The organism is Streptomyces sp. NPDC050439, from assembly GCF_040655335.1.
Classification (GTDB): Bacteria; Actinomycetota; Actinomycetes; order Streptomycetales; family Streptomycetaceae; genus Streptomyces.
In genome coordinates this window covers 159076-178814 of record NZ_JBFAJT010000001.1, presented here as the reverse complement: position 1 = coordinate 178814, position 19739 = coordinate 159076, and the positions used below count along the sequence as shown (strand labels likewise).

The window sequence follows — 19739 nt, the reverse complement described above, 5'->3', positions numbered from 1 at the left end:
TTCCGTCCCACGGGTGCACCGCAGCCCCGTAGAAGCGTCAGGCGGCGGGAGTTGTGGATGTGGTGAGGATGCCTTCGACGCCGTCCAGGAACGTCTCGCAGATCAGCGTCGGGTCGTAGAGGCAACCGGCTGCCATGGCGCCGTCGCGCAGCATGACGAAGTGGCGCCCTGCCGCGTCGGCGGGCGTGCAGCCGGCGTGTGCCAGAACCTGCGTGACGGTTTCCAGAAACCATTGACGGTGTGCCAGAACGGCTTGGTGGACGGGATGTGCCGCGTCGGGGTATTCGGCTGCCGCGTTCAGAAAGGCACACCCGCGAAATCCGGAGTACTGGATGCCCTCGGTGATGGTCCGGGCGATGGCCCGGGCGTTGTCGGCCGCCGGACCGTCCTGCGCCTGGGCGGCCGCGACCTGAGCGCGAATGCCGTGGTCGGCCTGTTGGAGGTAGGCAAGGATCAGCTCGTCCTTGCCCTTGAAGTGCCGGTACAGGGTGGCGCGGGTGACCTTGGCTTCCGCGGTGATGCGGTCCACGCCGACGGAGTGGATGCCCTCCGCGTAGAAGATCCGGGTCGCGGTGTCGAGCAGGCGCGAGCGCGCCGGGGAGGTGTTCTCGCCGTCGGTACCGCCTTGTGTGCGCACGCTCATGGCGGTAACCGTACCAGCCGGTGAGGGAGAACGTTCGGTCTTGACAGCGGGACGGTGACGCCCTTCAATCGAGAAAGAGACCGAACGTTCTCCCTCGCCGGTCGTAGGGGGCGCCATGGCCAGCCACGATCACACGGCACATCGCTCCCGTATGCCGCTCCATCCACGCCGCTCGCTGGCTTCCACCAGAAGGAACCCCATGGACACCACTGTTGTCACTCCGGCCACTGATGTGGCCGCGCGTGCCTCCACGGCACTGCGCCACCTGTATCTCGCGCGCTTCACGTTCGCCGCCGTGTGGGCCGTTCTGCTGTTCACCTCCGCGCGCACCCTGGGCCCTCTCAGCGTGACGCTGCTGCTGGTCTATCCCCTGTTCGACGTGGGGTGCGCCGTCATCGACGCCAGGACCACCAAACCGAACGGCGGACCGGCGCGCGCTCTCTACGCGAACATCGCGCTGAGCACTTTGGCCGCTGCGGGCCTGGCCGCCGCGGCATCGTCCGGTATCCCGGCCGTCCTGCGCGTCTGGGGGCTCTGGGCGATCACCGCGGGACTCGTCCAACTGATCGTGGGCATCCTGCGGCGCGGCATGACAGGCCAGTGGCCGATGATCGTCAGCGGCGCCCTGTCCACCCTCGCCGGAGGTTCCTTCATCGCGCAGGCCGGCAAGGGCGACGCCTCGCTGAGCGCGCTGGCCGGCTATGGGTTGCTCGGCGGAATCTTCTTCCTTCTCTCCGCCTTCCGCCTGCGTCGGACCACCACGCGGTGACCGGGTGGCCCGGTCGCGGTCGGGTCAGCGGGTGATGAACGGCTCGGTCAGGTGCGGGGTCGCGAGGTGAAGGGTGGCGGCCGGGCTGTGGAGCACCTGTTCCCTTGAGGACCTTGCCTGTTGCGGGTCCATCTCGTGGGCGTAGGCGAGTTCGGGGTGCAGCAGTTGGATCGCGTGCACGAGCAGGTCACCGGTGACGGCGACCTGCTCACGCCCCGCTGTGACGAGGACGCTCTGGTGGCCGGGTGTGTGGCCGGGTGTGGCGACGATGCGTTCGCCGCTGGGCAGCGGAACGTCGCCGTCGAGCAGGCGCAGCTGGTCGCTCTTTTGGAGGGGGTCGATCACGTGGGATCGCAGTTGCGGGTTGATCTCTTCGAGCGCGTCGAGTTCGGCCTGCTGCAGGAGGTATTGGGCGTTGGGAAAGAACGGCTGCGATTGCCGGCCGCCGAGGACGGCCCAGCCCACGTGGTCGGTGTGCAGGTGGGTGAGCACCACGGTGTCGACGTCGGTCGGCTCGATGCCCGCGGCGGCCAGCGAAGCCGGGAGCGCACCGGGCACGGGCGCCCAGGAGGCCGCAGGGCTGTCGGCCGGGCCGATCCCCGCATCGACCAACGTCACACCCTGGTCGCTGCGGATCGCGAACGCGCGGAACTGCAGCCGCCAGTGCCCCTCAGCATCCACTGCGCCGGGATCGAGCTGGTCGGCCGCCGCCCACTGCTGCGTGGTGGCGGCGGGGAATGCCTGCGACCTGGGCGAGAAGAAGGGGCCCTCGCCGTCCGTCAGCGCGATGACGGTATATGGGCCGACCTGCAAGGAAGGGGGCATGTGGCAGATGGTGCCACTGGAGGGGGCCTCAAGGCCAGGCATATTCCCCCGAGTTGACTTCGACTCGTCCGCTCCCGAGGCGGGGCGCGCCGGCGCAGGGGGGCGATGCAGTCCGTGCGGCGCTCTGCTATTCGTCTCGGCGCTGGTTTCCGGCCGGGAGGTCCAGGCCGGTGAGTTTGTACCGGGCGCTCACCGCGGTGGTCTCCCGGCGTACCTGCTCTCGCAGGTCTATCAAGGCCTGGTTGAACACCTCGTAGCCGTCGGCGTCGTCCGTGAAGCGCCTGCCGTCGTGGCCGCCGGTCTCGATGAAGTCGGTGAACGCGGAGCGCAGAGCCCGCAGCCAGGTACGCAGATCGCTCTTGGGTTTGTGGATCTGCTCGAGAAACTCCGAGAGTCGCTGCCTGCACTGCGCTGCCGAGGCGAGGCAGGAGGCGGCTTCGTTCTCAGGGCGCCCGGAGCCGATGGTCAGGACCCGTCTGTCGGCCAGGAAGTCCATGACCTGCTGCGCGATCAACTTGTCCGACTTGGTGAACTCCCAGTTCGCGCCGATGCCCAGCGCGCTGAAGGCCGTCCCTCTGATGCCCATGCTGCCGCCCCCTTCTGGCCGCCGATGTCGGTGCTCCATCTCTATCAGGCGCCGACTGCTGAGGGCCCGCCTTCCCCGGGCCCGAGACCATCCAGCGCGAGCCGATCAGCAGGGGAGAGGGCCGGGCGAGGCCCCGGGGAGGGGGCCTCGCCCGGCCCGGTGTGCGCGGAGTTGCCGCCGGCGGGGCGTTACTCGAGCAGCTCCGCGTACGAACCCATGGCGAGCGCGATGTCCGCCTGGGCCCAGAACCGGTGATACGTGAACGTCGGCGCAGCCCCGCCCGCCAAGTAGGACTCGACCTTGGACCAGTTGGGGTCGTCCTTGTAGAAGGAGCGCAGCGAGGTGAAGGTCGACGAGGAGTCGATCTTGTCGCCGTTGGGCATCGTGCCCGTCCAGCCGTTCGGCACGTAGACCGGGTCGTCGAACCGGCTGTAGTCGGCCCGGGTCTCGGGCACGGCGATGCCGAGCGCGTCCTGGTCGTGCTCCCACATGCCGTCCAGCAGCGCCTTCGCCGTCGTCTTGGCCCGCGTGTCACCGGACTTGGCGGCGTAGTACGTCAGGGTCTTCGCGTATGCCGCCGCGACACCCACGTCGTTGGTGTAGTCGGCGACCGTGACGTGAAGTCCCGTGTTGGCACCGGGACTTGAGGCGTTCCAGGTGTCGGGCTTGCCCGACCACTGGAGCGTGGAGGGGATACGGAACGTGCCGTCGGGGTTGATGGTCGTCTTGGACAGGGCCCAGTCGACCCACTTGTCCAGGACCGCCTTGGCGTCGGTGTCGCCCGACTGCTGGTAGTACTCGGCGACGCGCTCCATCGACCACGCCTGGAAGCCGAACCACTGGTTCGACGGCGGGTCGTGGTAGACCGGCGCCTCGTCGTAGTACATGCCGTAGAACGTCGGCGTACCCGACGGCGGCGTGCTGTAGCTGCCGCCCCAGCTGTTCGTCGCGCCGCCCGCGATGGCGCCCTCGTCCGACTGCAGCCAGCGGTAGAACTCCAGCTGTCGGTCCAGCGACTTGGCCCAATCCGCCTGCCCCGTCGCCGACTTGGGCTTGAGGTCGGCGGCCGAGGAGAGCGCGTACGCGGCGAGCGGGTTCTGATAGCCCCCGTGCGTGTGGCTGGAGCCGATGCGCCAGGACCAGCCCGCCGAGGTGTCGGTCGCGCCGCCCCAGGCGTAGTACCAGGACATCAGGTAGTGCGAGGCGTCCTTGCCGGTGCCGGCCGGGCAGGATGTGGGCCCGGTGCAGTTCCCGACCTTCTTGAAGTACTTGTCGTACATCGAGTACCGCAGGTAGTCACCCATCTTGGCGGCCTTGCCCACGGTCGCCGAGATGTCAGAACCCTTGCCCTGCTGCTTGGCCCACAGGTTAGCCCAATAGGCGGCCTGCACCGCACGGGCGTCGGCATCCGGGGCGTTGGTGAACTTCCACTGCTTGGCGTAGGACGAGTCCCCGGTGAACAGGTCCAAGTACCCGTTCTTGCCGCCGTACTTGAAGGCATCGCAGGTGGGCTGTGGCACGGTCTCCCACACCGACTCCTGCGCGCCGCGCTGGAAGGTGTTGATGTAGGAGGGTCCGGTGGCGCTTGGGCCGGCCTCGCACTTACCGGGTTCGTTGCCGTAGCCGTAGACGTTGTCGACGTCCTGCAGCCAGTGCATGCCGTAGATGTCGTCCGTGCCGTAGGTGCTCTTGAGCTCTCCCGCGATCGGGTCGCTGCCGACGGAGACCGACGGGTCGAGCTTCGCCGGGTACTGGGACGGCAGGTCGTGTTCCGGCGCGTACGTCGCGGGCTTGGAGGCGTTGTAGGAGGAGTTCGTCGGCTGGTCCGCGTGGGTGGGGATCATGTACTTCTCCATGAGGCCCCACGCCCCGTTGAACTTCGACCAGTCGCCGCTGACCTTGCCGTACATCGCCTGGAGCCACAGGAGGTAGCTGTAGGCCTCCGACGTCGTCTCGTGCCCGTGGTCCGGGGCCTCGACGATCAGTGTCTCGACCGAGTGGTAGGGGACGCCCTCCGGCGAGAAGTAGCCGTTCGCCGGGTTGGTGATCTTCCCGTAGAGATCGAGGAAGCGGGCATCGTACGTCTTGGACGCGGCGAGCTGCGTGACGGTGACCGTGGCCTTGGTGTGGCCCGGGGCCGTCACGCCGAAGGTGGCCGCGCCCGTGCCGGAGTTGTCGGCCGCAATGGTCACCTTCTGAGCCGTGTTCCAGTTCGACGGCGTGAAGGTCAGGCTCGATCCGGAGGAGATGGACAGGCCGGAGTTGCCGCCCGTGCGGGCCGTCGTGACCGTGACATCGGATGTCGGCTGCGTCGACAACTTCACGTCGAAGGTGCCCGACTTGCCCTGCTGGACGCCGAGTTGCGACGGGGTGGCGACCAGGGCGGGGCCCGTCGCGACGGTGATGCCGACCGGCGTCGATTCACCGGAGGCGCCCTGACTGTCGTGGGCCTTCGCGTACAGGGAGTGCGTTCCGGCCGTCAGGGTGTCCGTGCTGAGCTCGTAGGGCGCGGTGGTGTCCGTGCCGAGCAGGGTCGAGTCGTCGTAGAACTCGACCTTGTCGACGGTTGCTCCGTCGGCTGCCGCGGCGGTGGCGGCGAGCGGGACGGCGTCGCCGGCCGAGTAGACCGCGCCGGCCTTCGGGCTGGTGAGCACCGTGATCGGCGGTTGATGGGCGCCCGCGCACATGGTGCCGTTGACCGCGAAATCGGTGGGCGCTGCATTCGCGCCGCTGTAGGTGAATTGCGCGCCTGCAGTGGCGGCGGCGCCGGGCGCGATCTTCGCGTTGTACGAAAGGCTTTTCGCGGTGATCGCTTTACCGGACTGCGACCAGGTCGCATTCCAGCCGTTGGCCAGTTTCTGGTTTCCGCTGTGCGTGTAGGTGAGGTTCCAGCCGTCGATCGCCGTGGAGCCGCGATTGGTGATCGTCAGATCGGCGGTGAAGCCGGAGCCCCAGTCATTGGTCTTGTAGTCGACGCTGCATTCCACTGCCGCCGCGTCGGCGGTGGTGGGAAGAGCGGTGAGCGTGGCGAGCGGTAGTGCCAGGGTGGCCGCGACAGCGGTCCACAGCCGCCGGGCCCGTCTTTGTGGCATGCCTTGGTGCCTCCTTGCGGTTCGAGGAGCGAGGGGTGGCGTTGTGATGTGGGTGTCACAACCTGTGAACCAGTGGGAGCGCTCCCAAGGATGGGGAACGAGGAAATAGGGGTCAAGAGGCTTGAAGAGTCGAATTAATTCGACAGCAGGGAATTCCCAACCCCTCTGTTGCTTGACGGCAGTTCATTCTCTACAGTCCACCAGCAACCAGTGGGAGCGGTTCCATCAGTCGACGCGACGGCCATGTGCCGGTCGCGCCCGAGCTGCAAGGAGTCGCTCATGCGCCACCCCCCGCGTCATGCGTTACACGCAATCCTGCTCACGTGCGCCGTCTCGGCGGCCACGCTCGTCCCCCTGACCGACGCCGCGTCCGCGGCCGCCCCCGCATGCACGGTGGAGTACTCCGTCACCGGCCAGTGGGACAGCGGCTTCCAGGCCGCCGTGAAGGTCACCAACCACGGAGCGGCCAAGGACGGGTGGAACCTGTCCTTCGCCTTCGCCGACGGACAGAAGGTCACCCAGGGCTGGGCCGCGAAGTGGTCCCAGGCCGGGACGGCCGTGACCGCCACCAACGAGTCCTGGAACGGCGCGCTGCCCTCCGGCGGAAGCGTCTCGGCCGGGTTCATCGGATCGAGGTCGGGTGCCAACACCGCACCGACGGCCTTCAAGCTGAACGGCACGACCTGCAACACCGACATCACCGATCCGACCGATCCCACGGACCCGACTGATCCCACCGACCCGACCGATCCGGGCGGCGAGGGCGAGGCCCCGGCCCTGAAGGTCTCCGGCAACAAGCTTGTCGACGCCTCCGGTGCCACCCGCCGGATCCTCGGCGTGAACCGCTCAGGCGCCGAGTTCATGTGCGTACAGGGCCACGGAATCTTCGACGGTCCGGTCGACGACGCATCCGTCGCGGCCATCGCCGACTGGAAGGCCAACGCCGTCCGCATCCCGCTCAACGAGGAGTGCTGGCTCGGCCTCGACAACATCAAACCCGAATACGCGGGCGCCAACTACCAGTCCGCCATCAAGGAGTTGGTCACCAAGATCAAGGCCCACGGCATGACGCCGATCCTGGAGATGCACTGGTCCTACGGCCAGTACACCGGGAACTCGGCCGGCTGCGCCGACGTCCACGCCACCTGCCAGAAGCCGATGCCGGACGCCCGGTACGCACCCGGCTTCTGGTCGTCGGTCGCGAGCACCTACAAGGACGATCCGACGGTCGTCTTCGACCTCTTCAACGAGCCGTACCCGGACCGCGCCACCTCCAACATCAGCGAGGCGTGGACCTGCTGGAAGGACGGCGGCACCTGCCCCGGCATCGGCTACGAAGTCGCCGGCATGCAGGACCTCGTCGACTCGGTCCGCGCCACGGGCGCCAAGAACGTGATACTCGCGGGCGGCCTGGCCTACTCCAACGACCTCAGCCAATGGCTCGCCCACCGGCCATCCGACCCGGCCGGCAATCTCGCCGCGGCCTGGCACGTCTACAACTTCAACTCCTGCTCCACCGAGAGCTGCTGGGACTCAACACTGGGGCCCGTCGCCGACCAAGTGCCGCTGGTAGCCGGGGAGATCGGCGAGAACACCTGCTCCCACGGGTTCATCGACCGCGTCATGAAGTGGTTCGACGACCGCAAGCAGTCCTACCTCGGCTGGACCTGGAACACCTGGAACTGCTCCTCCGGGCCGTCCCTCATCAGCTCCTACGACGGCACACCGACCGCGTTCGGGACAGGGCTGCGGGATCACCTGCGCACCGTCAACGAATGACCATCCCGCACCGTACGAGCGCCACCCCACCCCGTACAGCACTCCTCATCTCAGAAGGGACACCGCACACCATGAGCCGTATCAGATCGAGAGCCGGCACCGCCGTGCTCACCACCCTCGCCCTCACCGGCGCCGCCTGCGCGGGCACCGCCGTCGCACAGCCCGATGTCGGGGCAGCGGCCCCGGCCTGCAGCGTCGACTACAAGGTGCAGAACCAGTGGGACAGCGGCTTCACCACCGCCGTCACCGTCACCAACAACGGCGCCGCGGTCAACGGCTGGAACCTCACCTGGTCCTACGCGGGCAACCAGAAGGTCACCAACAGCTGGAACTCCGACATCACCCAGGCCGGCGCCGCCGTCACCGCCAAGAACGCCTCCTACAACGGCAGCCTGGCCACCGGCGCCTCCGCATCCTTCGGCTTCAACGCCTCCTACAGCGGCAGCAACGCCCTGCCCACCACCTTCAAGCTGAACGGTGTCACCTGTAACGGGGACACCGATCCCACGGACCCGACCGACCCCACCGACCCGACCGAGCCCGGAGACCGCGTCGACAACCCGTACGCCGGAGCCAAGGTGTACGTGAACCCGGAGTGGTCCGCGAAGGCCAAGGCCGAACCCGGCGGCTCCCGCATCGCCGACCAGCCCACAGGCGTCTGGCTCGACCGCACCGCCGCCATCAACGGCGTGGGCGACGGCATGGGCCTGCGCGACCACCTCGACGCGGCGCTCGCCCAGAAGGGCAGCGGCGAACAAGTCGTCCAACTCGTCGTCTACAACCTGCCGGGCCGCGACTGTGCCGCTCTTGCCTCCAACGGCGAACTCGGCCCGACGGAGATCGACAAGTACAAGACGGACTACATCGACCCGATCGCCGCGATCCTCGGCGACGCCAAGTACAAGGATCTGCGCATCGTCACCACGATCGAGATCGACTCGCTGCCCAACCTCATCACCAACGTCTCCGGCCGGCCCACGGCCACGCCCAACTGTGACGTGATGAAGGCCAACGGCAACTACCAGAAGGGCGTCGGCTACGCCCTCGACAAGCTCGGTGACATCAAGAACGTCTACAACTACATCGACGCGGGCCACCACGGCTGGCTCGGCTGGGACGACAACTTCGGCCCCTCCGCCGAGCTGTTCAAGACGACCGCCTCCACCAACGGCGCGAAGCTGTCCGACGTCCACGGATTCATCGTGAACACGGCCAACTACAGCGCCCTCAAGGAGGACAACTTCGCCATCGGCGACTCTGTCGCGGGCAAGTCGGTGCGCGAGTCCAAGTGGGTCGACTGGAACCGCTACACCGATGAGCTGTCGTACGCCCAGGCCATGCGCACCAAGCTGGTCTCGCTCGGCTTCGACCAGAACCTCGGCATGCTGATCGACACGTCACGCAACGGCTGGGGCGGCACCGCCCGGCCCACCGGACCGGGCGCCACCACGAACGTCGACACGTACGTGGACGGCGGGCGCTACGACCGCCGCATCCACCTCGGCAACTGGTGCAACCAGTCCGGCGCCGGCCTCGGCGAACGCCCGCAGGCCAACCCGGCCACCGGGATCGACGCCTACGTGTGGATGAAGCCGCCGGGGGAGTCCGACGGTTCGAGCAAGGCCATCGACAACGACGAGGGCAAGGGCTTCGACCGCATGTGCGACCCCACATACACCGGTAACCCGCGCAACAACAACCACATGTCCGGGGCGCTGCCCGACGCGCCGGTGTCCGGCCACTGGTTCTCCGCCCAGTTCCAGGAGCTCATGAAGAACGCCTACCCCGCGCTTTAGGCACACGGCACAGGAACACGGCACAGGCACACCGAACTCCGCCGGGGCCCGGGAGCGTACGGCGCCCCGGGCCCCGGCGGACACGGTTGATGGTCAGCACCTGCTTGCCCTGTGCTCGCGATGCCGATGCTTGCTCTGCCGACCGGATCCGTCCTGGGACGTAAGCCCGCGGGCTAATGCGATCGGCGTGCAGTGATCGACGGGCCGATGCCGTGGGGGAGGGGCACGTGACAGCGTCGTCCTGTGTCCGCGGGTCGGCCGCGGGGCACGGTTGACGCTTCGTCACCAGGGGAGGGCCCATGACCACCATGCCGCACATCAGCAGGAGAGGTTTGACACGCCGCCACATGATGGGGGCTGCTCTGGCCGCCGGGGCGGCCGTGCCGCTCACCGGCGTCGCCGGTTCCGCCTGGGCTGCCCCGGCCGGGCGGCGGCTGGTGCTGCCGGGGCCGAGGGGACCGTACTCGGTGGGTACGATCCAACTGCACCTCGTCGACCGGTCGCGTCCGGACGTCATCGCGGGCCCCGGCCACTTCCGCGAGCTGATGGCGACGGTCTGGTATCCGGCGCGGGATGCCACGCGGTACCCGGTGGCGCCCTGGATGCCGGCCGGCGCCCTTCAGGCGTTCCTCACCGATGCAGGGTTCAGCGATCTGATCCCGCTGGGGCCGCTGACGTCGGGCCGGGTGGGTGCTCCGGTGCGCCGCACAGGCGGTCGGCTGCCTGTCGTCGTGTTTTCCCACGGCGCGCACAGCCACCAGGGCGATCACACCGTCATGGTCCAGGAGCTCGCCAGCCACGGGTACGCGGTGGTGACGGTGGCCCACCAGTACGACACGTACACGCAATTCCCCGACGGCCGCGTCACCGTCCCGCTCGACGACAGGGACGCGCCGACGATGCCCGGGGACTTCGCCGCTGACCTGCGTTTCGTCCTGGACTGTGTCGAGCAGCTCGCCGCCGGGGGCAATCCCGACGCCGGCCACAGAAAGCTGCCGGCCGGCCTGCGAGGCTCCCTCGACGTACGGCGCATCGGTGTGTTCGGCTGGTCCAAGGGCGGGACGGCCACCGCCTGCGCCATGCTCGCGGACCAGCGGATCCGGGCCGGGCTGAGCCTGGACGGCCCGATGCAGATGAAGCCGCCGCTGGCCGGTGACCTGCACCGGCCGTTCATGATGATGTCGGCCGATTTCACCCGGGCCACGGTCCCCGAAGCCGCGGCGTTCTGGTCGCACCTGCGGGGCTGGCGGCTGGACATTCAAGCGCGGGGCGCCAACCACATCTCCTACGGCGACAACGAAGCGCTCTTCCCGCAGGTGGCGAAGCTGTACGGATGGAGCAGGCAACAGCTCCAGGACAAGATCGGCACCCTCGATCCCGAGCAGGCGGTGAAGATCCAGCAGGCGTATCCGCTCGCGTTCTTCGACGAGCACCTGCGCCGGCGCCGGGGGCACCTGCTCGACGGGCCGTCTCCGGCCTTCCCGGCGGTGACGTTCCTTCCGTGAGGCGCCTTTCATGTGGGGTCGGGGTGTTCCGGCCAATCGCCCAAGGAGGCGGCCAAGGAGTCACGCAAGGCCGGATCGCCGACTGCGGCTGCCAGCCGGTAGGCGATCGGCCCCACCTGCCAGCCTGCGTGATAGTCGAAGGGCGGAGGTGGTCCAGCCGCGTTATGGGCGAGCTTCGCCACCACTTCCGCGAGCCGGAAGTACAGGATCTCCGCGGTAGTGGAGGGCTGATCCGGTGCGAGTCCGCGTCGGCGGACCCTGTCGAACACGGCACGGCCCGTGGGCCATTGCGTGCGGTCCGCCGCGAGCGCCACCGCGGCCTCGATTTCAGCGGTGCAGCCCAGGTGGACCGCGGCAGACTCCAGAACCTTGCCCGCCCACTCGACGGGTGCCCGCTGCTGCTCGAAATGCGAGCGCCCCCACCGAGCCAACCCGTCCACGCTTCCGCTCATCTCGCGATCATGCCCACACCCGAAGCAGCCGACAACCAAAAGGGCGCAGTCGTGGGCGGGGTCAGGCGTCCAGCCGTTCCTCCAGGCGAATGGTCACGGTGTCGCCTTCCTCCTTGCCGATCGCCTTTCGTACGTCCGCCTTCACGGGCAGTTTGTGCGTGCCGTCCCCCAGAGCCATGAACGAACTCTGGAACGGATGACCGTCGACCGTGCCCCGCACCTTCACCAGGCCGCGAGTGCCGAAATACTCGGCCGACTGGGGCCACACGACGTAGGTCCAGCCTCCCTTGTTCGGGCTTTTCTGGAGGGTCGCGGTGAATTGCTCGTCCATCTCGAATACCACCTGTTCAGAAGTGCGCCGGCCTTGGCGTTCACCAGATAGGACAGAGGCAGGAGACGAAACTCATCGCTGGCGCACGAAAACGCCGCCGGGTTACTTACTTCGAGACGCGCCGGCGCGCTGATGCGCCGACGCGCCGCGGTGGGGCAGAAGTATCGGCCCGTCACGCACCTGACCGGCGGGTGGAGCTGGTGCGCTGCGTCTCCTTCTGTGATCCGCCCCCGGTCATGTCACCGATCAGCTCGGGCAGACCTGGACGCTGGGACGGGCCCCCTTCAAGGTCGAGCCGGTTGCAGGCCTCGGCGAACCGCAGGTAGGTGTCGACGCTGGCGATGACGATCCGCACGTCGATCTTGATGAGCTCGATGCCGATGACCGATATGCGGATCTCGGCATCGATGACGAGTCCACGCTCAAGGATAAGCTCCAGGACGTCGTACAGTCCGCTGGTTCCCCGTGAGGAGCCCCCCTGCTGTGCCGGGAACATCGCAGCTACCTCCGTATGCCGTCCGAACCGGGTGGTCCGGGTCCTCGCGCGTGGTTCCGGGCCTCCCCACGGCTTCTCCGCTGAGCAAAAGACTTCGCACCTCGCCGGGTGCTGCCTTTGCCGGTTGCCCTGCGGGTGGAGCGGGAAACAAGTTCGCGCCGCCTGCACGCGCTGAAGAGGGGACGCCGGGACGCCGTCCGAGCGGAGGGCTTGTGGCGGGCCGTTCGCGGTCAGGCGCTCTTTTTGAAGACAAGTACCTCGGTGGAGGCGACGCCCATGGGGGCCAGGAATCCGGCCTCCAGGCTGCAGCCGAGGGTGGCGAAGAGGTCCACACATGTCTGGCGGGGCATGGCGGCCGGGAACGAACCGTGCCCCGCGCCGCCCTTCGTCGCCCAGGTGCGCATCGTGGCCGGGTCCAGGCAGTTCTCCGTCATCACATCGAAGATGATCCGGCCGCCGGGGCGCGTGACGCGTGCCATCTCGAAGTAGTAGCGGGAGGCACAGAGGAAGGTCACGGTGTTGAAGACCTTGTGGGCCTGAACGAGGTCGATGCTGGCGTCGGGTGTCGGGGCGAGACTGCTTCCTTCGGTCGGTCGGGCGACCACCTTGTACGTGTCCACGAGGTGGTCGGCCCAGGGACGGGCCGTCTCGTAGATCTCGTACCGGTCGGGCGAACACTCCTTCAGCGTCTTCTCCAGGTATCGCCCGGAGCCGGGGCCTATCTCCAGCACTGTGCTGGGGTCGGCTGCGAAGACACCAAGGGCGCGCAGTTCATCGATGGTGGACTGGGTGGCGCCGGGCGTTCCGTTCATCACCTCGTCGACGTAGTCGCCGACGGACAGACCGGCCGCCCGTGCGGCCCGCATCGTGGCCTCGAACGGAATGAAGTCGTCCACCCCGCCACGGCTGTTGGTGCTCCGAACGACGTCGAAGCCGACACGTCCCAGGAGCCGCTTGACCCCCGTCTTTAACGCTGACTTTGCAGACCCTGCTGTGCTCATCAGGCATGACCCCCCGGTCGTAAGAACGCGAACGCAGACGTGCGGTTGTGACGCGGCGACATACGCCACGCGCGGCTACCTACCCGCACCATCCCTGCCCGTACACCTACCGGCACCTCCGCTGCCGAACCTCCCTCCACCGGCATCACACCGCCCACTGCGTGGAACCGGATACAACCGGGAACTGGAGGGCAGAACAATCACGCTTTGGAGGATTCAGGATGGTCTCACGCACCCCACCCACCACGACGGAGACCAGAGCGAAGAACTGGGCGTGGAGTGGCTTCTCCATCGCGGTTCTCTTGAATCTGCTCGTGGCCATCGTCGATCTTGGTGGCCTGTTGTGGTTCGCGCTCCGGACCTTCGTCCTGATCATGTTCACTGCCGCCCTACTGACCTACCTGGTCCTACGGGTGCAGCGCTCACGAATCACTCGACAGGGCGGGGGCGAGGGCTGAAACGAAACACACCAGGTGCACACCGAACCAGCCAACCGTCATGGCACAGCCGCAGAGATACTCCTGCGTTCGGAAGGGTGCCTTCCCGATGGCCACCAGCGCCAGGCGCATGAGCAACTACGCACGCTAGAGGTTGTTCCGTAACTCATGCGGTTGCTGGCGTTGACTGGTCATGGGTGGGGTGATGTCAGCAGATGGTCCGAAGCAGATCGAGCCGTTCACCGGGCTGAGTCCGGCACAGTTCAACCGGCTGGTCGCGCCGGTGCGACGTCGAGACCACCCTGTTCCTCTACGCCGCCGAAGCCGGATCGGCGTCCGCCCAGGCGCTGAGCCTGCTGGCGTCATGGGCCTCGACGAAACCGTCGACCTGGCGGACCAGCCGCGCCCCTGACCCCAGGGGAGCGCCACGCACGCTCCCGCAGTGAGTCGCAGCCGCCCCCGCAGGCAGCTACTTGCTGTCGCCTTCTCGGAACCAACCGGCGATAAAAGTGATCAACACCAATACAACCTGAATGGCCCAATGCTGTTCTCGAACGGGAGATCTGAGTTGCAGTTCACGGTTCGTCACCCGCTGTCCGGTAGACCCGCCATAGCCGTGCTGGCGCTCGCCGGTATCACTGCAGGCGTACTGATCGGCCGGCCAGGGCTTCGCACCGTGGGGGGCTGCGGCGCCGCCGACGACCCCTACTCCTCGCAGAGCGCAGCGGACTGGAAGGCCGGCGCGGACCACGTGGTCGTGGCGCTGCCGACTGCCGAGCGCGACAGCAACCGGCACGACCTCGCCAAGGGACCGGTGCGGTACACGATCGACCGCGCACTGACGCTCCGAAAGGAGAAAGTGCTCTGGTCCGCCGCCACCCCCCGGCATGAGCTGGAAAACGCGTTCGACATGACCGCGCCAGGCTGGTCGGTGTACCGGAACGGCAAACGAATCAAGCGCACGGCTCCGGAGGCACCCCGGCTCGAGACCGGTCACACATATGTCCTTGCCCTGCGCTGGGACGCAGGCCACTGGGTGGTTCTCGGAGAGGGCGCCGCCGTGCCGTTCGACGACCATGTGGCGGGGCGAGGAGAGTGGTGCGGCCAGGTGCTGAGCGAGGACGACTTCGCCAAGGGCGAGCGGTTCTCACAGCGCGGCGGCCACGGCCTGGAAGAGGCCGTACGGGGACGAGACGAAACGGCCATCCTTCGGGAACTCGAAAGGGCAAGCGCCAAGCGGCCGTAACGCGGTGCAATGCCCGGCCTTCGTCCGCCGCGCGTAGCGGCACGTCAGCTCCGGTATCTGTTCAACGAACGTGCGATGCGAGCACGCGGCGTTCTCGCACCTGTACCGACGTGCTCGCAGCCGGATTTGCATGCCTCGTCTGAAGGCTGTCCCGTATGGGGCGGGAGTTATCCGGTGAGGGCCATGTTGTGGAGGCGTGCGATGCCGAGGATGGCCTGGTGAACGCCGCTGCCCTGGAGGCGGCGATGCTGCGGTCCCGGGTGGGGACCAGGGATGCCGTCGACGATGTAGACGGTGTCCTCGCGCTTGCGCCGGGCCGGTGAGATCGCCAGCAGCGGCGTGAGGTGGTCCAGGATCCGGTCCGCGGCCGACTTCGAGATCCCGAACGACGGGGCAACCTGCCGCAGCGTCAGGTTTGTGCGCCAGTAGATGGCCACGAGCAACACCCGGTCTCCCAGCGGCAATCGCCACGGCCCGCCCCGCTGCACATCGCCGCCACGACGTCGCACCAGCGCGACCAGCCGGTTGAACTGTGCCGGACTCAGCCCGGTGAACGGCTCGATCCACTTCGGATCATCTGCTGACATCACCCCACCCATGACCAGTCAACGCCAGCAACCGCATGAGGCACCGGACAACCTCTAGCGTGTGTACTTGCTCGGGCAATCAGGCTAGATCGAGGGTTAGAGGTCGGTGCCCCGTTTGGCTGGCTGGCCTGGAATGTTGCGTGCAGCCAGCCAGACGATGAGGTCAAGTGCGATGCGGCTGATGTCAGTTTCCGTGTGGACCTTGTGTTCGCGACGGGCGGAGTCACTGCGGACGATCTCGTACCCGCCCTCTTCCAGGACGGCCACAGACGCGAACCAGGCAGGGCCGTCCGTGTCGGGTTCGATGACAATGAACGTGTTGTCCGTGCCGTCGAGTGCACTGATCATCTCGAACAAAGCGTCCTCGGAAGCTCCCTCGATGTGATCACCGCTCTCGCTGACCACGCCGTAGCCTCTGGCCCCCATCGGATGGTCCTCTCCCCGGGTCGGCAACCGATCAGGTCAGCATCGTAGGGGGTCGGCTACAGCCACTCGTTGATCGCTGCCACCTGAACAACCGCCAGGTATCGCACGGTCAGCTTGTGATCCGCGTGGCCATCGCCCGGTTGCGCTTCAGGCGGTTGATCCCGCACTCGACGGCTTTGCGGGCTTTGTAGTCCTCGTGGTCAAAGGACGGAGGCTGCCCGCCTGCTGACCCCCGACGCCGGCGATGACCTGCCTGACCAGCCGGTTCCGCCATGGGGCACCGGATGCCCCTCCGTCGCAGGTAGGCGCGCTGACCCGGGACGTATAGGCCCAGTCACCCCGCACCCGCAGCGGTCGGACGCGAGGGCGCCCCGCGCCGGGCCGGGGCGCGCGAGTGGCTTCCAGCAAGGCGGCAAACTGCGTACCTCCGCCCACAGACCATTGCGCTGCCAGCGGCGGAAATGCCTGTAGACGGTCTGCCACGGTCCTTACTCCGCAGGGATGCCCCCCACGGCGCCCCCGTCCGCACCCGCCAACGAATCCATCGATCAACGCTCGCCGATGACAGGACGGACGGCCCAGCACCACAACCGGCAACAACGGCTCCAGGACGGCCGATTGACCATCCGAGAGATCCCCTCGCCCCACACCAGGATCGTCACCGCACAGGACCAGGTACAGCAGCTACTCCTAAAACACGGCGTGGGGAGGCGCGCCGACCGCGTTCCTCGAGTCGATGCTGCCGCGCCGTCACACGTCATAAATCCGGTGACGTCCACGAACATCCCGGGATACTGGTCGACATGGATGAGGTCAACGTCATCGTCGCCCATCACGAACGCGCGACGTTGCGGGTCGGCGACGTGTTCCTGAAGGTCGATGCCGATCAGGCGCGTACCGACATCGAGGTCGAGGTGATGGCGCTGGCGCCTGTCCCGACCCCGAAGGTGCTGTGGCGCAAACCGCCCGTGCTCGCGATCGCCGCGGTCTCGGGAAGGGCGCTCGGACGCCTGGGTGAGCCGGTGACCGCGTCCCCGGCGGCGTGGGCGGCGGCGGGCGCCGCCCTGCGGAAGCTGCACGATGCGCCACTGCCTCCCCGGCCCGGCCGGGCCGGTCGGGATCTCGAAGAACTGACGGCGGAACTCGACTCCGAATGCGAGTGGCTCGTAGCAAACGATGTCCTGCCCGCCGACCTGATCACCCGCAACCGCCAGGTGGCCGAGGCCGCGCTCCGTCCGTGGACTGCGGCGTTCACGCACGGCGACCTGCAGATCGCACACGTCTTCGTCGACGGCGACGAGATCACGGGCATCATCGACTGGTCCGAGGCAGGCCAGGGTGATGCCCTTTACGACATCGCCACCTTGACGCTCGGGCACGAAGAGTGCCTCGACGACTTTCTCGCCGGCTACGGCACCGACGTAGACCTGGAGGTGATCCGCGCGTGGGGGTCGTTGCGCAGCTTGTTGGGAGTTCGCTGGCTGGTCGAGCACGGCTTCGACCCGTCCGCGCCGGGCTGCGAGGTCGACGTGCTGAAATCCCGGATGTGAGGAACGCGGGGCCGGCCGTTGCCAGGCGGGGCGTAGAAGGGCGGTGAGGGCGGTGACATGCACGCTGTCACCGCCCGTCGTGCAGGAGAGTCGCCGGTCAGGCGGCGCTTCCGTCGCCCACCACACCCGTGAAGCCGAGCTTGTCGACGGCCTGGTAGTACGTCCAGGCCGTCCCGTTGCAGGTGGTCTTCGTCGCGCCGCTGTACCTGGCGCACACTCTCTTCAGGTCCTCGTAGAAGGCGCTGTCGACGCGGGCCTTGTTGCCGTTGAAGGTGCCCGCTTCCTTGTAGTTGCGGTATCCGAAGTCGTGGCGGGCGCAGGCCGTCTTGAAGGGGAAGCCGAGGGGGTTGTCGGGGGAGCTGGAGCAGTAGTCGGTGGACCAGTTGAACTGATAGGCGCTCCAGGCTCCTTGGTTGCCGTTGGCCGACACCCAGGCGTTGTAACTGCCCGCGTCGGTCTGGGTCCACCGGCTGAGGACCTGGGCCTTGTCGGCCGGCACGGCCGAAGCGGGGGACGCGGCTACGCCTACGGCCAGGGTGAGGGAAGCGGTGCTTACGGCGAGAGCGGTGAGTCGACGGCGCATGGGGCCTCCTGTGGGGGATGACACTTCCGTCTCAACAAGCCCTGTCATTCCCACAGTTGGTACTTCAACAAACAAGGCACTCGCGTGAACTCTGGGAGACGGCCGGGGGGGGCGTGATCAACGGCGGTTCACGGATGCGCCGTTGGTGGTGGAGACCGTGGTCGGCTCGGTGAGATGTCGCGCCGTGGCGGACTCTTCCGCGGGCTTGGACCTTGCCATCCACAGACCGGTGAACACGGCGGTGGCCAGTGTGATGACGCCGGCTGCGGCGAAGGCGCTGTTGAGGCCAATTTCGAAGGAGGCGCCGCCGGTTTGCCGGGCGCGGACGATGGCTCCAAGTACCGCCACGCCGAGCACCGCGCCGATCTGCCGGGTGGTGCTGCTGATGCCCGAGGCGAGGCCGCCTTCTTGCGGGCTGACTGCCTGGATGGCGGCGCCCGTCAGCGGGGACAGGGTCAGGGCGAAGCCGATGCCGATGATTCCCAGCCGCCACCACACGTTCGCGTATCCGGTGTCCGCGTGCACCGCGCCCAGCGCCAGAAGCCCTCCTCCGGCCAAGGCCAGGCCGGTGGTGACCACGATGCGGAAGCCGTACCGGGCGGCGAGCCGGCCCGCGTAGGGGCTGACGATCACCATGGCGAGGGAGAGGGGGAGGGTCTGCAGGCCGGCGCGCATGATCGAGCTGCCCTGGACGTACACGAAGAACTGGGAGAAGAAGAACGACGAACCCGTGAGTGCGAACCCCACCACGATCATGGCGGTGTTGGACACGGTGAACAGCCGTTGCCGGAAGAGCCGCAGCGGCAGCATCGGAGCAGTGCGACGCGCTTCGAGGGCGACGAACGCGGCGAGCAGAATCACCGCGGCGGCGAAGCTGCCCAGGATCACCGGCGCCGTCCAGCCGCGGGCACCCCCCTCGATCAGCCCGTACGTCAGCGCCCCCACCCCCAGAACGGACAGCACCGTCCCCGGGATGTCGATCGCGGGGGCGCTCGGATTACGGGACTCGGCGAGGTGGCGCAGGCCGAGCACCAGCAGGATGACGCCGATGGGCAGATTGACCAGGAAAATGGCGGGCCAGCCGAAGGCTTGCGTCAGCACACCGCCGGCCACGGGGCCCGCGGCCAGGCCGATTCCGCTGAATCCGGCCCACAGCCCGATCGCCTTGACTCTCTCCTGCGGCGCGGGATAGGCGGCGGCGATCAGGGACAGCGAGGCAGGGCTCAGCGCCGCGGCCCCGATGCCCTGCAGCACCCGGCCGGCGGCCAGCCAGCCGACCGAGGGCGCGAGGCTGCACAGCACCGACGCGACGGTGAACACCGCCACGCCGCTCAAGTACACCCGCTTGCGCCCGAATCGGTCGGCGAAGATCCCGCCGGACAGCAGCAGCATGGCGACCAGCAGTACGTACGCGTCGACGATCCACTGCAGGCCGGTCAGCTGAGTGTGCAGCCGGTGCTGCATGTCGGGCAGCGCCGCTCCAACGATCGTGTTGTCGAGCAGAACCATGAACTGGCCCAGGCAGGCGACCGTGAGCAGCACGGCCCTGTTTGATCGACTGCCTTCGGCCGTAAGCGATGCAGTGATGAGGAGTCCTCTCGATCGTTGGTGCACCCGCCCACGGTCGACGCGGGT

The 19739-nt window shown here is 67.7% G+C and carries 18 protein-coding genes and 4 pseudogenes; 8 read left to right on the top strand and 14 right to left on the bottom strand.

What is annotated here, in order from left to right:
• Window positions 1-37: 37 nt before the first annotated feature.
• Complete coding sequence (locus tag AB0I66_RS00880) at window positions 38-643, bottom strand: TetR/AcrR family transcriptional regulator (protein WP_363205515.1); 606 nt, start codon at window positions 641-643, stop codon at window positions 38-40.
• Window positions 644-842: 199 nt separating this feature from the next.
• Between AB0I66_RS00880 and AB0I66_RS00875 the strand changes: the two genes are divergently transcribed.
• Window positions 843-1412 carry a hypothetical protein gene (locus AB0I66_RS00875; protein ID WP_363205514.1) on the top strand — a complete coding sequence of 190 codons (570 nt, stop codon included), beginning with the start codon at window positions 843-845 and terminating at the stop codon, window positions 1410-1412.
• A 24-nt stretch (window positions 1413-1436) separates the two neighbouring features.
• Here the strand turns inward: AB0I66_RS00875 and AB0I66_RS00870 are convergent, their stop codons facing one another.
• The 3 genes from AB0I66_RS00870 to AB0I66_RS00860 form a co-directional block, all read right to left on the bottom strand.
• A complete protein-coding gene (locus AB0I66_RS00870) occupies window positions 1437-2237 on the bottom strand; it encodes an MBL fold metallo-hydrolase (protein WP_363205513.1) in 801 nt (266 codons plus the stop codon).
• Between the two features lie 127 nt (window positions 2238-2364).
• Window positions 2365-2823 carry a DUF6650 family protein gene (locus tag AB0I66_RS00865; protein ID WP_363205512.1) on the bottom strand — a complete coding sequence of 153 codons (459 nt, stop codon included), beginning with the start codon at window positions 2821-2823 and terminating at the stop codon, window positions 2365-2367.
• Between the two features lie 188 nt (window positions 2824-3011).
• On the bottom strand, window positions 3012-5915 hold the full coding sequence (locus tag AB0I66_RS00860; protein WP_363205511.1) for a glycoside hydrolase family 48 protein: 2904 nt from the start codon (window positions 5913-5915) through the stop codon (window positions 3012-3014).
• A 279-nt stretch (window positions 5916-6194) separates the two neighbouring features.
• Between AB0I66_RS00860 and AB0I66_RS00855 the strand changes: the two genes are divergently transcribed.
• The 3 genes from AB0I66_RS00855 to AB0I66_RS00845 all read left to right on the top strand — a co-directional run bounded on the left by AB0I66_RS00855 (window position 6195) and on the right by AB0I66_RS00845 (window position 10995).
• Window positions 6195-7694: a cellulose binding domain-containing protein gene (locus AB0I66_RS00855; RefSeq protein WP_363205510.1), complete on the top strand. Its 1500-nt coding sequence runs from the start codon at window positions 6195-6197 to the stop codon at window positions 7692-7694.
• A gap of 71 nt (window positions 7695-7765) precedes the next feature.
• Window positions 7766-9490, top strand: coding sequence for a glycoside hydrolase family 6 protein (locus AB0I66_RS00850; RefSeq protein WP_363205509.1), 1725 nt, complete (start codon window positions 7766-7768; stop codon window positions 9488-9490).
• 299 nt (window positions 9491-9789) lie between these two features.
• Window positions 9790-10995, top strand: coding sequence for an acetylhydrolase (locus AB0I66_RS00845; RefSeq protein ID WP_363205508.1), 1206 nt, complete (start codon window positions 9790-9792; stop codon window positions 10993-10995).
• A gap of 8 nt (window positions 10996-11003) precedes the next feature.
• On the opposite strand, the gene AB0I66_RS00840 is transcribed toward AB0I66_RS00845, so the two are convergent.
• From AB0I66_RS00840 to AB0I66_RS00825, 4 genes and pseudogenes are all read right to left on the bottom strand, one after another.
• A complete protein-coding gene (locus AB0I66_RS00840) occupies window positions 11004-11447 on the bottom strand; it encodes a hypothetical protein (protein WP_363205507.1) in 444 nt (147 codons plus the stop codon).
• A gap of 61 nt (window positions 11448-11508) precedes the next feature.
• Window positions 11509-11778, bottom strand: coding sequence for a DUF1905 domain-containing protein (locus tag AB0I66_RS00835; protein WP_363205506.1), 270 nt, complete (start codon window positions 11776-11778; stop codon window positions 11509-11511).
• A 205-nt stretch (window positions 11779-11983) separates the two neighbouring features.
• Window positions 11984-12274 (bottom strand): annotated as a pseudogene (gene gvpJ, locus AB0I66_RS00830) (gas vesicle protein GvpJ); the annotation flags it as partial.
• Window positions 12275-12504: 230 nt separating this feature from the next.
• Window positions 12505-13275 carry a methyltransferase domain-containing protein gene (locus AB0I66_RS00825; RefSeq protein ID WP_363205505.1) on the bottom strand — a complete coding sequence of 257 codons (771 nt, stop codon included), beginning with the start codon at window positions 13273-13275 and terminating at the stop codon, window positions 12505-12507.
• 221 nt (window positions 13276-13496) lie between these two features.
• On the opposite strand from AB0I66_RS00825, the gene AB0I66_RS00820 reads away from it, so the two are divergent.
• Both AB0I66_RS00820 and AB0I66_RS00815 read left to right on the top strand, forming a co-directional pair.
• Window positions 13497-13733 carry a hypothetical protein gene (locus AB0I66_RS00820; RefSeq protein ID WP_363205504.1) on the top strand — a complete coding sequence of 79 codons (237 nt, stop codon included), beginning with the start codon at window positions 13497-13499 and terminating at the stop codon, window positions 13731-13733.
• Between the two features lie 172 nt (window positions 13734-13905).
• A pseudogene (locus tag AB0I66_RS00815) lies at window positions 13906-14007 on the top strand (IS5/IS1182 family transposase); the annotation flags it as partial.
• Between the two features lie 15 nt (window positions 14008-14022).
• Here the strand turns inward: AB0I66_RS00815 and AB0I66_RS00810 are convergent.
• On the bottom strand, window positions 14023-14145 hold the full coding sequence (locus AB0I66_RS00810) for a hypothetical protein (RefSeq protein ID WP_363206718.1): 123 nt from the start codon (window positions 14143-14145) through the stop codon (window positions 14023-14025).
• A 9-nt stretch (window positions 14146-14154) separates the two neighbouring features.
• Between AB0I66_RS00810 and AB0I66_RS00805 the strand changes: the two genes are divergently transcribed.
• Window positions 14155-14958: a hypothetical protein gene (locus tag AB0I66_RS00805; RefSeq protein ID WP_363205503.1), complete on the top strand. Its 804-nt coding sequence runs from the start codon at window positions 14155-14157 to the stop codon at window positions 14956-14958.
• Between the two features lie 241 nt (window positions 14959-15199).
• Here the strand turns inward: AB0I66_RS00805 and AB0I66_RS00800 are convergent.
• The 3 genes and pseudogenes from AB0I66_RS00800 to AB0I66_RS00790 form a co-directional block, all read right to left on the bottom strand.
• Window positions 15200-15557: pseudogene (locus tag AB0I66_RS00800) on the bottom strand (transposase family protein); the annotation flags it as partial.
• An 84-nt stretch (window positions 15558-15641) separates the two neighbouring features.
• Window positions 15642-15971 carry a hypothetical protein gene (locus tag AB0I66_RS00795; RefSeq protein ID WP_363205502.1) on the bottom strand — a complete coding sequence of 110 codons (330 nt, stop codon included), beginning with the start codon at window positions 15969-15971 and terminating at the stop codon, window positions 15642-15644.
• 56 nt (window positions 15972-16027) lie between these two features.
• Window positions 16028-16619: pseudogene (locus tag AB0I66_RS00790) on the bottom strand (transposase).
• 155 nt (window positions 16620-16774) lie between these two features.
• Between AB0I66_RS00790 and AB0I66_RS00785 the strand changes: the two are divergent.
• Window positions 16775-17521 (top strand): aminoglycoside phosphotransferase family protein, encoded by a 747-nt coding sequence (locus AB0I66_RS00785; RefSeq protein WP_363205501.1) that lies wholly within the window; start codon window positions 16775-16777, stop codon window positions 17519-17521.
• Window positions 17522-17618: 97 nt separating this feature from the next.
• Here AB0I66_RS00785 and AB0I66_RS00780 read toward each other — a convergent pair whose 3' ends face one another.
• Both AB0I66_RS00780 and AB0I66_RS00775 read right to left on the bottom strand, forming a co-directional pair.
• The gene (locus AB0I66_RS00780) at window positions 17619-18104 is read right to left on the bottom strand and encodes a phospholipase (protein ID WP_363205500.1); all 486 of its coding nucleotides are present in this window, start codon (window positions 18102-18104) and stop codon (window positions 17619-17621) included.
• Window positions 18105-18221: 117 nt separating this feature from the next.
• Window positions 18222-19646: an MFS transporter gene (locus AB0I66_RS00775; protein WP_363205499.1), complete on the bottom strand. Its 1425-nt coding sequence runs from the start codon at window positions 19644-19646 to the stop codon at window positions 18222-18224.
• Window positions 19647-19739: the final 93 nt, after the last annotated feature.

What these genes read in the sequence shown, in the direction of transcription:
- AB0I66_RS00785 (WP_363205501.1), top strand. Translation starts at nt 16,775, where the DNA reads ATGGATGAGGTCAACGTCATCGTCGCCCATCACGAACGCGCGACGTTG.
- AB0I66_RS00880 (WP_363205515.1), bottom strand. Translation starts at nt 643, where the DNA reads ATGAGCGTGCGCACACAAGGCGGTACCGACGGCGAGAACACCTCCCCG.
- AB0I66_RS00820 (WP_363205504.1), top strand. Translation starts at nt 13,497, where the DNA reads ATGGTCTCACGCACCCCACCCACCACGACGGAGACCAGAGCGAAGAAC.
- AB0I66_RS00860 (WP_363205511.1), bottom strand. Translation starts at nt 5,915, where the DNA reads ATGCCACAAAGACGGGCCCGGCGGCTGTGGACCGCTGTCGCGGCCACC.
- AB0I66_RS00845 (WP_363205508.1), top strand. Translation starts at nt 9,790, where the DNA reads ATGACCACCATGCCGCACATCAGCAGGAGAGGTTTGACACGCCGCCAC.
- AB0I66_RS00870 (WP_363205513.1), bottom strand. Translation starts at nt 2,237, where the DNA reads ATGCCCCCTTCCTTGCAGGTCGGCCCATATACCGTCATCGCGCTGACG.
- AB0I66_RS00780 (WP_363205500.1), bottom strand. Translation starts at nt 18,104, where the DNA reads ATGCGCCGTCGACTCACCGCTCTCGCCGTAAGCACCGCTTCCCTCACC.
- AB0I66_RS00795 (WP_363205502.1), bottom strand. Translation starts at nt 15,971, where the DNA reads ATGGGGGCCAGAGGCTACGGCGTGGTCAGCGAGAGCGGTGATCACATC.
- AB0I66_RS00835 (WP_363205506.1), bottom strand. Translation starts at nt 11,778, where the DNA reads ATGGACGAGCAATTCACCGCGACCCTCCAGAAAAGCCCGAACAAGGGA.
- AB0I66_RS00850 (WP_363205509.1), top strand. Translation starts at nt 7,766, where the DNA reads ATGAGCCGTATCAGATCGAGAGCCGGCACCGCCGTGCTCACCACCCTC.
- AB0I66_RS00840 (WP_363205507.1), bottom strand. Translation starts at nt 11,447, where the DNA reads ATGAGCGGAAGCGTGGACGGGTTGGCTCGGTGGGGGCGCTCGCATTTC.
- AB0I66_RS00825 (WP_363205505.1), bottom strand. Translation starts at nt 13,275, where the DNA reads ATGAGCACAGCAGGGTCTGCAAAGTCAGCGTTAAAGACGGGGGTCAAG.
- AB0I66_RS00855 (WP_363205510.1), top strand. Translation starts at nt 6,195, where the DNA reads ATGCGCCACCCCCCGCGTCATGCGTTACACGCAATCCTGCTCACGTGC.
- AB0I66_RS00865 (WP_363205512.1), bottom strand. Translation starts at nt 2,823, where the DNA reads ATGGGCATCAGAGGGACGGCCTTCAGCGCGCTGGGCATCGGCGCGAAC.
- AB0I66_RS00875 (WP_363205514.1), top strand. Translation starts at nt 843, where the DNA reads ATGGACACCACTGTTGTCACTCCGGCCACTGATGTGGCCGCGCGTGCC.